The organism is Stenotrophomonas maltophilia, assembly GCF_001274595.1.
GTDB classification, from domain to species: domain Bacteria; phylum Pseudomonadota; class Gammaproteobacteria; order Xanthomonadales; family Xanthomonadaceae; genus Stenotrophomonas; species Stenotrophomonas forensis.
The window spans coordinates 1,997,496-2,010,025 of record NZ_CP011010.1; the positions used below are offsets into that span (position 1 = coordinate 1,997,496).

Consider the following 12,530-nt stretch of genomic DNA (forward strand, 5'->3'; position numbering starts at 1 on the left):
CGAGCGGTCCATCAGAAGAGAGATCACAGTGCCTGTGCGATTCAGCAGCGACACCACACCCTAGTCGGGGTGCCTAGTGGTGGACCGCGAGTTGATCGCCGAGCAGGATTCAGTTTTGGTGCTGGAGGCGTGGGCGTTATTGGTTAACCCGATGGAGTAAGGCAGTTCATGCATAGTCCTTGTGCTTGCGAAATGTCCGACGAACTTCGCGTGGAACCTATCTCCGATGACTGTCAGGTGGGGTCGCTCAGGCGTCCACCTCCACCGCCTGCTCAACGGGTGCCCCGCGTTGCAACCGGGCCCTGAAGTAGGCGGCCACCTGCGGATCGGTGGCGTAGACGTAGCAGCCCTTCATTCCTCGGGTCATCAAGGTGCGGTAGGTGTTCTTGATGATGGTGTCCGCGAGCTCGGCGGCTTGGGCGGGATGGGACTTTGACAGCTTCACGAATCCCTTCATGGTCTTGTCGTGCCGGTCCCGCGCACGAGGGACGGTCTTCAGAGCGCCGTCTTCCATGACCATGTCCGGCCCGATGATCACGCCGATGTAGTCGACTTCCAGACCCTGGCAGGTGTGGATGCAACCCACCTGGTCAATTGAATCAGGAGAGATGATCCAGAGGCTCCCATCGTCGTTGAGGTTCCATTGCCGGCGATAGCTGCCGATGACAATGTCCATTTCCTTGCTGTTCTTCTTGCTGTTCCAAGGCCAGCAGTAGCCAGCCACAACGCGCGCGCGGTTGCCGCCGTTCCTGGCCTCGATGGCGGCATGCAGCGCGGACGGGTCATCGAACACCTGGAAATCGTAGCTGCCCTCATCCAGCGTGGTGTTCGCGGTTGGGCGGATCTGCAGCACGTCATCCAACCAGGCGAGATAGCCATCGGAGCCTGCACAACGGAACTGCGAGGACAGGGCATACTCCTCTGACCTGCCCCCTTTCTCAGGGCCACTAGCTACTTAGTAGAGTCCAGGTTGGGGAGCATACCGCTCCGGTGGGTCAGGTTTCGATCAGCGGTCGAACCAGTCAAGGCACCTTCGTTGCGCAGCGCGGCGGCGAACTCGGCAGGCGTGCATTTGGGCAGTGAGCTGTGCGGACGCACCTCGTTGTAGTCCTTGCGCCAGATGGCGATTACCGCCCGTGCGTGCTCGAGCGAGATAAACCAGTTTTCGTTCAAGCATTCGTCCCGGAACTTGCCGTTGAAGCTCTCCACATAGGCGTTCTGCGTGGGTTTCCCTGGCTGGGTCAGCACAAGCGTCACGCCGTTGGCGGTCGCCCACTGGTCCAGCGCCCGGCCGGTAAACTCGGGTCCCTGGTCGGTCCTGATCGCCGCGGGGTAGCCGCGGAAACGGCATACCGCATCCAGGATGTCGGCCACGTTCTGGCCATTTATCCTCCGGCCGACGGCGATTTCCACCGCTTCCTTGGTGCAATCGTCCACCACCGTCAGGCACTTGATCGGGCGCCCGTTGGCCAGGGCGTCGAAGACGAAGTCCATCGACCAGGTGTGGTTGGGCCCCGACGGCAGCTGCAGCGGACGGCGCTCGACGGCCACGCGATCGCGCTTGCGGCGCTTGCGCACCGCCAGGCCAGCGTTGCGGTACAGCCGGTAGATTCGCTTGTGGTTGGCGATCCAGCCCTCCCGTTCCAGCAGGATGTGCAGCCGTCGGTAGCCGAACCGGCGACGTTCGCCCGCCAACGCAACGAGCCTGGCCTGCAACGGCGCGTTCGCCATGCGCGGCTGGTAGTGCAACACGCTGCGTGACAAGCCCAGTGCCCGGCAGGCCCGCCGCTCCGACAGGCCCAGCTTCGCCCGCACGTCCGCGACGGCAGCCCGTCGCGTCGGCGGGCTCAGTATTTTCCCCGCGCCACGATCCTCAGCGCTTCGTTGTCCAACATCGACTCGGCCAACAGCTTTTTGAGCCGCGCGTTCTCCGCTTCCAGTGCCTTCAGGCGCTTGGCGTCGGGCACATCCATGCCGCCGAACTTGCGCCGCCACAGGTAGAACGACGCGTCACTGAAGCCGTGCTTGCGGCAAAGCTCCTTGACCGGCGTGCCGGCGGCCGCCTGCTTCAGGAAGCCGATGATCTGCTCTTCGGTGTATCGCTTCTTCATGTCCGTCCTCTTGTGAGACGGACTCTACTAAGATCAGGTTGGCCCGGAAAACGGGGGGCAGGTCACCTCCACCGTCGCTCCACGGGCGATTGCAAAGTCCCGAATGGCCTCCTTGGTGCCGACATCCTTGAGCGTGACACGCTGGTCTTCATCAATGAAGAACACGCTGCACAGAGCGGCGTTGATCAGCTCCTGGATCTGGTGCGTGCCGAGATTGCCGTAGAACCCGCTCTTCTCGGTAAGACGGTGTGCTTCATCCACAACCAACACGTCGTAAGCGTTCTGCGCCGATTCGGTGAAGGAGCCCGACCCGCCGAAAAGGTGGACCAGATGGGCGTTCTCGGGTTTCTGGATGAGTGTGTTGCTGTACACGGCACGAGGTGCGGCATTCTTGGAGATGTACTTGACGGTCAACCCATCGCGAAGCGCCGCGAGAAGATTCACCGCGACGATTGACTTGCCAGTGCCCGGGCCGCCCTCGACGATGACAACACGCGGCTTGCCGCTGGCGTGCGCTTGGGCGCACGCGGCCTTGGCGGCTTCAAATACCTGCTTCTGTTCATCCAGTAGTGCAAAGGCGCTGTTTCCCCTCAGCAGTCGATGCACGTCGTCGGCAAGCGCCTTGGAGGGACGGAGGCGGCCATTCTCCAGTTCGGCAAGCACGGGCGCGCCGTCGCCGTTGCACGTGTGCTGACTGATGAAGCTACGCAGCCTTTCAAGATCGCCGGCACTCTTCAGGAAAAGCGGCGCACGCTCGATGTAGGGCTGATAGTGGGGCGAGTCGATCACACCGTCCGGCACATAGTTGTGCAGATAGGCGCAGGGATGTAGTTGCAGCTTTCCTTCATGGACCGCTTCGTTGAAGCCTTCCAGGAAAGCGGCATATGACCATGCCTGATAACTTGGGTGGACGAGTGACTGCCCTTCACGAAGCTCAACGATGGCATCGCGCTTGGTCGGCTTGATGGCAGACCACTGTTTGAGCTCAACGATGATGACGTGGGGCGAGCCGTCCTCAGCGTGGCCGGTCAGGACGACATCGATGCGCTTCTTCGACTGGGGAAGGACGAACTCCACCGCCACGCCGATGTCATTGGGAATGGAAGGGTGAGTAAGCGCACGCGCGACGTATCGAAGCGATTCGCGCCAGGATCGAACTTCGGACTCACCGACGTCACCCCTCGTCGCCGCCTTGAAGCTGGCACGGATGACCTCCTCGATTTCCTCGTCGTTGCATTGGCGAAGGAACGACGCTTTGTCGGCCTGATAGACGATCATGGCTGCGCCAGCTTGTTGTACTTGGTGCTGACACCCCTTGAGAGGTCGACCGGGTACTTGGCGGCATTCGTGGCGAGCTTGCTGCTGACGGCTTCGTTCAGGTCGATGCCGAGTACGTCCGACAGCCGGATGAGGTACAGCGCCACGTCGGCGATTTCCTCACGCACTGCGCTGGCGGTGGCTTCAGAAGCTGCCGCCTTGAAGGAGTCGGCCTCGGTCATCCACTGGAAAATCTCGTTCAGCTCTCCAACTTCGCCGGAGAGGGCCATGACAAGGTTCTTGGGGGAGTGGAACTGCGCCCAATCACGCGCTTCGGCGAATTCCCTGAGCGCTTGGGCAGCGCCCCGAACCTCGATTAGAGGGTGTTCCATGGCATGGCCTTAAACGACAGTATTTGGCCAATTCTACCCATGCCAGCGGGGTCAGAACGACATTCGGACTGATTCGGCCTGTGACACCTGATTCCAAGGCAATCCGTTCGGGCCAAGACAGCCGCTACACTGGCTGCCTACGCCCGATGGAAGCGCGCCCATGTTCAGTGGAAAAGTCGCCGTGGTTACCGGCTCCACCAGCGGTATCGGTCTTGGCATCGCCACGGCGCTGGCGCGGCAAGGCGCCGACATCGTGCTGAATGGCTTTGGCGATGCAGCAGAGATCGAACGCATTCGTTCCCAGCTGGAAACCGAATTCGGCGTACGGGTCGCGCACGATGGTGCCGATCTTTCCCGTGGCGAGGCGGTGCGCGGAATGATCGACCACGCCTTTGCGAAGATGGGCCGCATCGACATCCTGGTGAACAACGCGGGCATTCAGCACACCGCGCCGATCGAGGAATTTCCCGCTGAAAAGTGGGATGCGATCCTGGCGCTGAATCTCTCGGCGGTGTTCCATGCAACGGCGGCGGCACTGCCGCACATGAAGCAGCAGGGCGCCGGGCGCATCATCAACATCGCGTCGGTACATGGGTTGGTAGGCTCGGTGAACAAGTCGGCCTATGTGGCGGCCAAGCATGGCGTGGTGGGATTCACCAAGGTGACCGCGCTGGAGAATGCGGGCACCGGCATCACCGCCAATGCCATCTGCCCGGGCTGGGTGCGAACGGCGCTGGTCGAGCAGCAGATCACTGCGTTGGCAGAGAAGGAGGGCACGGATCAGGAATCCGCCGCCCGTGCGCTGCTGGCCGAAAAGCAGCCTTCGTTGCAGTTCGTGACGCCCGAGCAGCTGGGCGAGATGGTGGTGTTCCTTGCGTCGGATGCGGCGGCGCAGATCACCGGCACGGCGCTGCCGGTGGATGGGGGCTGGACGGCGCGCTAATTGGCGGGCTGTGCGCGCCGCTGCAGCATCGGCAGCGCGACGAGCGTCGCGAGGATGGTGAACAGCACCAGCGACGACCCCACCGTGCCGAAGCCCAGCCCGCCCTTTTCCAGCGGCTTGGTGAGCAGGTCGCCGAAGGTGGCGCCGAACGGGCGGGTGAGCACGAAGGCGATCCAGAACAGGATGACTTGGTTGATGCCCTTGATGCGGGTGGCCAGCGCGGTGAGCGCGATGAGGCTGCCGATCAGCAGCGCGCCGCCGGTGAAGCCCAGCCCGGAATCGTCGGCGAGGAAGTCGCCCAGGGCGGTGCCGAGCGTGTTGGAGAACAGCACGGCGGTCCAGTAGAAGCCTTCGGCGCGACGCGATGCGATGTTGCTGACCGAGATCGACTTTTCCGACACCCGCCACGCCAGCAGCACCAGCGCCAGGCAGCCGGCCAGCAGGCTGGCGCCGGTGGCGTAGCCCAGGTCGAGCGCGCGGTCGAGCAGGTCGGACATCGTTGTGCCGGCGGTGCTGGTGGCGAGCACCACCGACCAGAACAGCACCGGGTGGAAGCGCCTCGCCGACAGCTGCACGGCCAGCAGGCCAGCGAAGATGGTGAGCAGGATGGCCGAGCTGGCCACGTAGCCCAGGTTGAGCGTCATCGACAGCAGGTCGCCCGCGGTCTCGCCAAGGGTGGTAGCGGCGATCTTCATCACCCAGAACGAGAGGGTAACCGCCGCCACTTTGCTGTGCAGGGAATCTGCGTCTGAAGCACTCATCGAACGTCGCCTGGGGAGCCTGCGGGTGATGCTGTGGCGGGCGGCGTCGGAGTGCGGTCGGAACCGGGTTTGGCAGCGGTGAGCGTGGGGCGGGCGTTCAGCAGGGGAACGCGCTACGCTGCCGCCTGCATCCAGGACGGGGAGACAGGGCATGGCCGGTTCGATTCCATCGTTTGCGTTGGCAGTGGGCCTGCTGGTGTTGTCCGCGTCTGCAGGCAGTGCCAGCGCGCAGCCGCGCGACGCCACGTATTCCAGCGTCTGCAGGCATGCCGACTCGGGCGATCTGCTGGGCCTGGAGGTGTCGTTTGTCAGCGAGGCCGATGGCGGTTACGCATTGGTCCAGCGTTACGAGGGCGCGGCCATCGCGCCGGTGCTGATGCAGGTCAAGCAACGCGGGCGTGATCTTGTGCTGGTAAGCGGCGCTACGGATTCCATTGTGCTGCGCCAGGACGGGAAGACCCTGCGGCTGACCTACCTTGATGGCCAGCTGAGCGCTGCGGGCAGCTCGTCGGAAACCCTGCTCCCATCGTTGGCGGTGTGGCAGGGAAAGAGCGTCGCCGCTTGCCGTTAGCGCGGCGACGCTCATTCAACCCGGGCTGGGATGCTCAACTCGGCTTCGCAAACACATCCAACCCCTTGCCCGTCTCCAACAACGACTTCAGGCTCGACAGCACGATCGGCCAGCCCTGGCGGATGCCGGTATCCATGCCGCTGCCCGGTTCCAGCTCGTCGTGGGTGACGGTCAGCCGCACCATGTCCTGGTAGGGCACGATGTCGAAGGTGACGCGGCTGTAGGCATCCGGGTTGTCGGCCTGCGAGGCGGCGGCCCAGGTGATGACCAGCCGCGAGGGCGGGGTGCTTTCCACCACCTCGCCGACCAGTTCGACCGAGCGCGCTTCGTTGGCACGTACATGCTGCCAGCGCGAGCCGGGCTTCCAGTCCGAGACGTTTTCGTGGCCCCAGTAGCGGCTGGCGATCTCGGGGCGGGTGATGGCCTCGAACACCTTCTGTGGGGTGGAGGCGATATAGATCACGTGGATGAAGCGGGTGGACTCTGCGGACATCGTCATTCTCCTTCCAGTTCTCGTTTCAGGTCATGCAGCAGGCTCAGGCGCTGCTGCTCGAATTTGCGTACCCAGCGCTCGTACACCTCGTGCAGCGGCACCGGGTTGATGAAGTGCAGCTTCTCGCGGCCACGGCGCACGGTGCTGATGAGGTTGGCGTCTTCCAGCAGGCCCAGGTGCTGGGTGACCGATTGCCGGGCCATGTCCAGGTGTTCGCAGAGCTGGCCCAGGGTCTGGCCGTTGTCCTTGCAGAGCAGGTCCAGCAGCGTCCTGCGCGTGGGGTCGGCCAGTGCCTTGAATACCTTGTCTGCATTCATGCGGGGCGTCTTCAGTTCCAGTTGTCGATCCTGACGTCGTGCGGGTTGGGTTGGCCTTTGCCGGTTTCCAGCAGGGCCTTGAGGCTCATCAGGAACACCGCCCACTTGGTGCTGCAGTGGGAGGTGAATTCGACGCGTTCCTTCCAGCCTTCGTGGGTGAACAGGACGATGCAGTAGTCGCCTTCCTGTTTCAGCGCGAAGCGTGCGTGGGTGCCGATCCATTCGGCGGGGCCGGCGAGGAACTGCCAGAGCACAAGCTGGCCGGGAATGAGCTGTTCCAGCTTCATTTCCATGGCGCCGATTTCCTGGCCGTTGTTGGTGAAGCGCACCTTGACCGTGCCGCCGACATCTCGGTCGCCGTGGCTGTCTTCGGCCCACCAGGCGGCGACGCCTTCGGGGGTGGCCAGGGCTTGGTACACCTGGCTTGCGGGGGCCTTGATGCCGACCCTGTGTGCGATATCCACCATGGCAGCTTCCTCGCGATGGGCGGGCGGGTGCCGTCCTTGGGTGGACTATAGGCAGGCAAATGCCTGCATGGCAAATATGGTTGCGGAGGGGGTTGCCAGGCATGGCCGGGCACTGCTGCGGCATTTGGTCGCAAGCGCTCGCAACCATTCCTAAGCGGCGCTGACGCATGGGGCGTTTACAGTGGGGTTACCCCCTCCAGGAAGGAGCAGTGCATGTATTACAGCAGTGGCAACTACGAAGCCTTCGCGCGCCCGCGCAAGCCGGCGGGTGTGGATGGCAAGCGCGCGTGGTTCGTCGGTTCGGGGCTGGCGTCGCTGGCCGGAGCGGCGTTCCTGGTGCGCGACGGCCGCATGGCGGGTGAGCGCATCACCATTCTTGAGCAGCAGCAGATTGCCGGCGGCGCGCTGGATGGACTGAAGGTGCCGGAGAAGGGTTTCGTGATTCGCGGCGGCCGCGAGATGGAAGACCACTTCGAATGCCTGTGGGACCTGTTCCGCTCGATTCCTTCGCTGGAGATCGACGATGCCAGCGTGCTGGACGAGTTCTACTGGTTGAACAAGGATGACCCGAACTATTCGCTGCAGCGGGCCACGATCAATCGCGGCGAGGATGCGCATACCGATGGCCTGTTCACCCTGAGCGAGCAGGCGCAGAAGGACATCATCGCGCTGTTCCTGGCCACCCGGCAGGAGATGGAGAACAAGCGCATCGACGAGGTGCTGGGGCGCGACTTCCTGGACAGCAACTTCTGGTTGTATTGGCGCACCATGTTTGCGTTCGAGGAGTGGCATTCGGCGCTGGAAATGAAGCTGTACCTGCATCGCTTCATCCACCACATCGGCGGCCTGCCGGATTTCTCGGCGCTGAAGTTCACCAAGTACAACCAGTACGAATCGCTGGTGCTGCCGTTGGTGAAGTGGCTGCAGGACCACGGCGTGGTGTTCCAGTACGGCACTGAGGTGACCGACGTCGACTTCGATCTGCAGGCCGGCCGCAAGCAGGCCACGCGCATCCATTGGACCCACGACGGCGTGGCCGGCGGCGTCGATCTGGGCGCGGATGACCTGGTGTTCTTGACCATCGGTTCGCTGACCGAGAATTCAGACAATGGCGATCACCACACGGCGGCGCGCTTGAATGAAGGCCCGGCACCGGCGTGGGAGCTGTGGCGGCGCATCGCCGCGAAGGACGCGGCGTTCGGGCGCCCGGATGTGTTCGGTGCGCATATTCCCGAGACCAAGTGGGAATCGGCAACGGTGACCACGCTGGATGCGCGCATTCCCGCCTACATCCAGAAGATTGCCAAGCGCGACCCGTTCAGTGGCAGGGTGGTGACCGGCGGCATCGTGAGCGTGCGCGACTCGCGCTGGCTGATGAGCTGGACGGTGAACCGGCAGCCGCATTTCAAGAACCAGCCCAAGGACCAGATCGTGGTGTGGGTGTATTCGCTGTTCGTGGATACGCCCGGTGACTACGTGAAGAAGCCGATGCAGGACTGCACCGGCGAGGAGATCACCCGCGAGTGGCTGTACCACCTGGGCGTGCCGCTGGACGAGATCGACGAACTGGCTGCGACCGGTGCGAAGACGGTGCCGGTGATGATGCCGTACGTGACCGCGTTCTTCATGCCACGCCAGGCCGGTGACCGCCCGGACGTGGTGCCGGAGGGGGCGGTGAACTTCGCCTTCATCGGCCAGTTCGCCGAGTCGAAGCAGCGCGACTGCATCTTCACCACCGAGTATTCGGTGCGCACGCCGATGGAAGCGGTGTACACGCTGCTGGGTATCGAGCGCGGCGTGCCGGAGGTGTTCAATTCCACCTATGACGTGCGTTCGCTGCTGGCCGCAACCGGGCGCCTGCGCGATGGCAAGGAGCTGGACATTCCCGGGCCGGCCTTCCTGCGCAACCTGCTGATGAACAAGCTGGACAGGACGCAGATTGGTGGCCTGCTGCGCGAGTTCAAGCTGGTGCAGGAGGACTGAGCCGGCGGAAGGGAGGCAGCCGGTGAGCGCATCGGCTGCCTCACGCCTCACGCGATGCCGTCGGTGGAGCGGCTCAGCTGTTCCCAGGCATCGAGGGTGCTGGCCATCGACGCCAGCTTCGCGCGCACCAGTTGCAACGCGTCGCTGCCCAGCAGCAGGTGGCTGGGCGGCGCGTCGTTGTTGATGATCTGCAGCATGGCCTGCGCGGCCTTCACCGGATCGCCCAGCTGGTGGCCACTCTTTGCCTCGCGCGCGCTGCGGATGGGATCGAACAGTGCGTCGTAGTCTTCAATGCTGCGCGGTGCCCGTGCCATCGAGCGCCCGGCCCAGTCGGTGCGGAAGGAGCCCGGTGCAACGGCGGTGACGTGGATGCCGAACGCTGCCACTTCCTTGCCCAGCACTTCGCTGATGCCTTCCAGCGCGAACTTGCTGCCGCAGTACCAGGCGATGCCGGGCAGGGTGATGAAGCCGCCCATGGAGGTGATGTTGAGGATGTGGCCACGGCGGCGCTCGCGCATGTGCGGCAGCACTGCCTTGATCATTGCGGCGGGGCCGAACACGTTCACTTCGAACTGGTGGCGCAGCTCGGCCTGCGTGGATTCTTCGAGGATGCCTTCGTGGCCGTAGCCGGCGTTGTTGACCAGCACGTCGATGGCGCCGACGTTTTCTTCGACATCGGCGACGAGCGCATCGATGGCATCGGCATCGGTCACGTCCAGCAGGCGGCCGAAGGCGCGGCCGGGAGCCAACGCTTCGAATGCCACGCGCGCTTCGTCGTTGCGCACGGTGCCGACCACGCGGTGGCCGGCCTGCAGGGCCTGCTGGGCCAGGGCGCGGCCGAAACCACTGCTGACGCCGGTGATGAGGATGAGGCGGGAGGAGGTCATGGTGATCAGGCTCGTTGGGGGAGGGCTTGCACGTTAGTGCTTGAGCGATCCGCGCCACAGGCCTAGGATTCGTCCATTCTTGCCTATTCCTCTGGAGTGCTCGTGTCCGTGGTCGATTCCCAGCAAGGGCAGATGCAGGCGCGCATGGTCGGCCTGCTGCAGACCCTGGCGGTGGAGGAGGGCTATACGCTCACACCGTTGCCCGGGGTGCGCCTGCTGCGTTCGAACCGGCCGCTGGCGCGCACGCCGGTGCTGTATGACCCCGGCATCGTGATCGTCTGCCAGGGCGTGAAGCGTGGCTATCTGGGCGGGCAGGTGTACCAGTACGACGCGCAGCACTACCTGGCGGTGTCGGTGCCGGTGCCGTTCACGATGGAAACCGAGGCGTCGGAACAGGCGCCGCTGCTGGCGATCTATCTGCACCTGGACCTGCAGCTGGCGGCGGACCTGCTGATCGAACTGGGCGAGCAGGCCGGTGCAGGGCAGGTACCCGCACAGAGCATGATGTCCAGCCCGATGCAGGCGCCGATGCAGGCCACGGTGCTGCGCCTGCTGGAAGCGTTGGCCGATCCGCTGGAAGCTGCCGTGCTGGGGCCGGCGCTAGTGCGTGAGCTGTACTTCCGCGTGCTGACCGGCGCACAAGGGGCTGCGATGCGCGAGGCGCTGGCCATGCGCGGGCGCTTCGGCAGCATCGGCAAGGCGCTGCGCACCATTCATGCGGCCTATGCCACGGCCCTGGATGTGGGTCAGCTGGCGGCCGAGGCGGGCATGAGCGTGGCGACCTTCCATGACCACTTCCGCGCGGTTACCGGCACGTCGCCGATGCAGTACGTGAAGTCGACCCGGCTGCATCAGGCGCGGTTGCTGATGCTGCGCCAGCGCATGACGGCCGAGGCCGCGTCGCTGGCGGTGGGCTACGCCAGCCCGTCGCAGTTCAACCGCGAGTTCAAGCGCCTGTTCGCGCTGCCGCCGGCAGCCGAGGTGGCACGCATGCGGCGCAGCTTTGCCGTACCGCCGGGGCCGGCAGACGCGGTGTACGTGTCTTCGCATTGAGGGGCTCGGAACAGGACCGGCCTGGTTTGCTGGGATGCCGGCCAGCGGCCGGCGCTACGGGTGGGGTATTGACTGCGGGCCTACCTACTAGTAGGTTGTTTCATATGAAAGACTCGCTCTCGCCCAAGGCCCTGGAGATCCTGGCGCACGCCCGTTCGCTGCTGGAGGCCGGTGGCTACAACGGCTTCAGCTATGCCGACGTGTCGGCACGGGTCAACATCAGCAAGGCCAGCATCCACCACCATTTCCCCAGCAAGGCGGACCTGGTGCGCACGGTGGTCGAACTGTACCGGGCCGAGGCGCGCGAGGGCCTGGCGCTGCTGGACCGGCAGCTGGATGACCCGTTGCAGGAGCTAAATGCCTACGTGGACTACTGGTCGGCCTGCATCGCCGGCGGCACGTCCTCGTTCTGCATCTGCGCGATGCTGGCAGCGGAGTCGCCGATGATTCCTGCGGAGATTGCCGATGAAGTGCGCGGCCATTTCGAGGACCTGAGCGGCTGGCTGGCGCTGACCCTGCAGAAGGGCGCAGCAACGGGGCAGCTGCACCTGCAGGGCTCCGCGGCCGATGAGGCCAAGGCATTCATGTCGGCGGTGCATGGCGCGATGCTGGCCGCGCGTGGTTTCGGCGATGCCGGCACGTTTGCCACGCTGGCGCGGCTGGCCATTGCGCGGGTGAGCACCGCCCGCTGAACCCGGTTGTCGAGGCCTGCGAGGTTCGCGGGCCTTTTTTTGAGTACCGAGTCTACCTACTAGTTGGTTCATTCAATCCGAAGGAGCTTTCCCCATGTCACACGCACTTTCCGCCCTCGGGGTGATCCACACCGCCGTGAGCCTGGTTCCGGTACTTGCCGGTCTGTATGGCTTCATCCGTCACCGCGCCATCGACCCGGCCACGCATTCGGGCAAGGCCTATCTGGTCGGCCTGGTGCTGTCGGTGGCGACCTCGTTCACCGTGTCCAGCACCGGCGGGCTGAATCCGGGCCACGCCTTCGGCGTGATCGTGCTGTTGGCCGCGTTCGGCGGTGTGCTGGCCGGGCGGCTGCAGTTCCTTGGCCGCGCGCGGCCGTACCTGTCGACCTTCGGGCTGTCTTTCAGCTTCCTGCTGTCGCTGGTGCCAGGCGTGAACGAAACGCTGACCCGGGTACCGCTGTCGCACCCGATCGCCGCGGCACCGCTGGCGCCGGTGATCCTGCAGACGCTGCTGGGGTGTGCCGTGCTGTTTGTGCTCGGCTTCCTGGCGCAGTGCTGGAGGATCCATGCACGTGCTGTGCGTACGCGTGGCTGAGAACGCCA

At 64.4% G+C, this 12,530-nt stretch carries 15 protein-coding genes; 6 read left to right on the forward strand and 9 right to left on the reverse strand.

Annotated features, from left to right (window positions below; all coding sequences use genetic code 11):
• Positions 1 to 247: 247 nt before the first annotated feature.
• The 4 genes from VN11_RS09345 to VN11_RS09365 all read right to left on the reverse strand — a co-directional run bounded on the left by VN11_RS09345 (position 248) and on the right by VN11_RS09365 (position 3,760).
• Positions 248 to 910 (reverse strand): DNA/RNA helicase domain-containing protein, encoded by a 663-nt coding sequence (locus VN11_RS09345; protein ID WP_080374901.1) that lies wholly within the window; start codon positions 908 to 910, stop codon positions 248 to 250.
• A 41-nt stretch (positions 911 to 951) separates the two neighbouring features.
• Positions 952 to 2,111, reverse strand: a protein-coding gene (locus VN11_RS22240) for an IS3-like element ISPa39 family transposase (RefSeq protein ID WP_086009122.1) whose coding sequence is annotated in 2 segments (ribosomal slippage) — positions 952 to 1,853 and positions 1,853 to 2,111 — 1,161 coding nt in all. Because the reading frame shifts where the segments join, the coding sequence is not laid out codon by codon here.
• Positions 2,112 to 2,144: 33 nt separating this feature from the next.
• Positions 2,145 to 3,389 (reverse strand): DNA/RNA helicase domain-containing protein, encoded by a 1,245-nt coding sequence (locus VN11_RS09360; protein WP_080374902.1) that lies wholly within the window; start codon positions 3,387 to 3,389, stop codon positions 2,145 to 2,147.
• Entirely contained in the window at positions 3,386 to 3,760 is a 375-nt protein-coding gene (locus VN11_RS09365) for a nucleotide pyrophosphohydrolase (RefSeq protein ID WP_053449535.1), read from the reverse strand. Before VN11_RS09365 ends, VN11_RS09360 begins: the two co-directional genes overlap by 4 nt.
• 160 nt (positions 3,761 to 3,920) lie before the next feature.
• Here VN11_RS09365 and VN11_RS09370 point away from each other — a divergent pair, with 160 nt between their 5' ends.
• Positions 3,921 to 4,703, forward strand: a complete 783-nt coding sequence (locus VN11_RS09370) for a 3-hydroxybutyrate dehydrogenase (protein ID WP_053449536.1) — start codon at positions 3,921 to 3,923, stop codon at positions 4,701 to 4,703.
• Here the strand turns inward: VN11_RS09370 and VN11_RS09375 are convergent.
• On the reverse strand, positions 4,700 to 5,464 hold the full coding sequence (locus VN11_RS09375; protein WP_053449537.1) for a COG4705 family protein: 765 nt from the start codon (positions 5,462 to 5,464) through the stop codon (positions 4,700 to 4,702). The two genes, VN11_RS09370 and VN11_RS09375, sit on opposite strands and share 4 nt — an antisense overlap.
• Positions 5,465 to 5,615: 151 nt before the next feature.
• Here VN11_RS09375 and VN11_RS09380 point away from each other — a divergent pair, with 151 nt between their 5' ends.
• Positions 5,616 to 6,035 (forward strand): hypothetical protein, encoded by a 420-nt coding sequence (locus tag VN11_RS09380; RefSeq protein WP_053449538.1) that lies wholly within the window; start codon positions 5,616 to 5,618, stop codon positions 6,033 to 6,035.
• A 34-nt stretch (positions 6,036 to 6,069) separates the two neighbouring features.
• Here the strand turns inward: VN11_RS09380 and VN11_RS09385 are convergent, their stop codons facing one another.
• Genes VN11_RS09385 through VN11_RS09395 form a run of 3 tightly spaced genes read right to left on the reverse strand, consistent with a single transcriptional unit; the run spans position 6,070 to position 7,312 of the window.
• Complete coding sequence (locus VN11_RS09385; protein WP_053449539.1) at positions 6,070 to 6,528, reverse strand: SRPBCC family protein; 459 nt, start codon at positions 6,526 to 6,528, stop codon at positions 6,070 to 6,072.
• A gap of 2 nt (positions 6,529 to 6,530) precedes the next feature.
• Positions 6,531 to 6,845, reverse strand: a complete 315-nt coding sequence (locus tag VN11_RS09390; RefSeq protein ID WP_053449540.1) for an ArsR/SmtB family transcription factor — start codon at positions 6,843 to 6,845, stop codon at positions 6,531 to 6,533.
• 11 nt (positions 6,846 to 6,856) lie between these two features.
• Positions 6,857 to 7,312 carry an SRPBCC family protein gene (locus tag VN11_RS09395; protein WP_053449541.1) on the reverse strand — a complete coding sequence of 152 codons (456 nt, stop codon included), beginning with the start codon at positions 7,310 to 7,312 and terminating at the stop codon, positions 6,857 to 6,859.
• A 213-nt stretch (positions 7,313 to 7,525) separates the two neighbouring features.
• Between VN11_RS09395 and VN11_RS09400 the strand changes: the two genes are divergently transcribed.
• Positions 7,526 to 9,295: an oleate hydratase gene (locus VN11_RS09400; RefSeq protein WP_053449542.1), complete on the forward strand. Its 1,770-nt coding sequence runs from the start codon at positions 7,526 to 7,528 to the stop codon at positions 9,293 to 9,295.
• 47 nt (positions 9,296 to 9,342) lie between these two features.
• Here VN11_RS09400 and VN11_RS09405 read toward each other — a convergent pair whose 3' ends face one another.
• A complete protein-coding gene (locus VN11_RS09405) occupies positions 9,343 to 10,182 on the reverse strand; it encodes an oxidoreductase (protein WP_053449543.1) in 840 nt (279 codons plus the stop codon).
• A gap of 102 nt (positions 10,183 to 10,284) precedes the next feature.
• Here VN11_RS09405 and VN11_RS09410 point away from each other — a divergent pair, with 102 nt between their 5' ends.
• The 3 genes from VN11_RS09410 to VN11_RS09420 all read left to right on the forward strand — a co-directional run bounded on the left by VN11_RS09410 (position 10,285) and on the right by VN11_RS09420 (position 12,522).
• On the forward strand, positions 10,285 to 11,235 hold the full coding sequence (locus VN11_RS09410; RefSeq protein WP_238581869.1) for an AraC family transcriptional regulator: 951 nt from the start codon (positions 10,285 to 10,287) through the stop codon (positions 11,233 to 11,235).
• A 104-nt stretch (positions 11,236 to 11,339) separates the two neighbouring features.
• On the forward strand, positions 11,340 to 11,927 hold the full coding sequence (locus tag VN11_RS09415; protein ID WP_053449544.1) for a TetR/AcrR family transcriptional regulator: 588 nt from the start codon (positions 11,340 to 11,342) through the stop codon (positions 11,925 to 11,927).
• A gap of 94 nt (positions 11,928 to 12,021) precedes the next feature.
• Positions 12,022 to 12,522, forward strand: a complete 501-nt coding sequence (locus VN11_RS09420; protein ID WP_053449545.1) for a hypothetical protein — start codon at positions 12,022 to 12,024, stop codon at positions 12,520 to 12,522.
• Positions 12,523 to 12,530 lie beyond the last annotated feature (8 nt).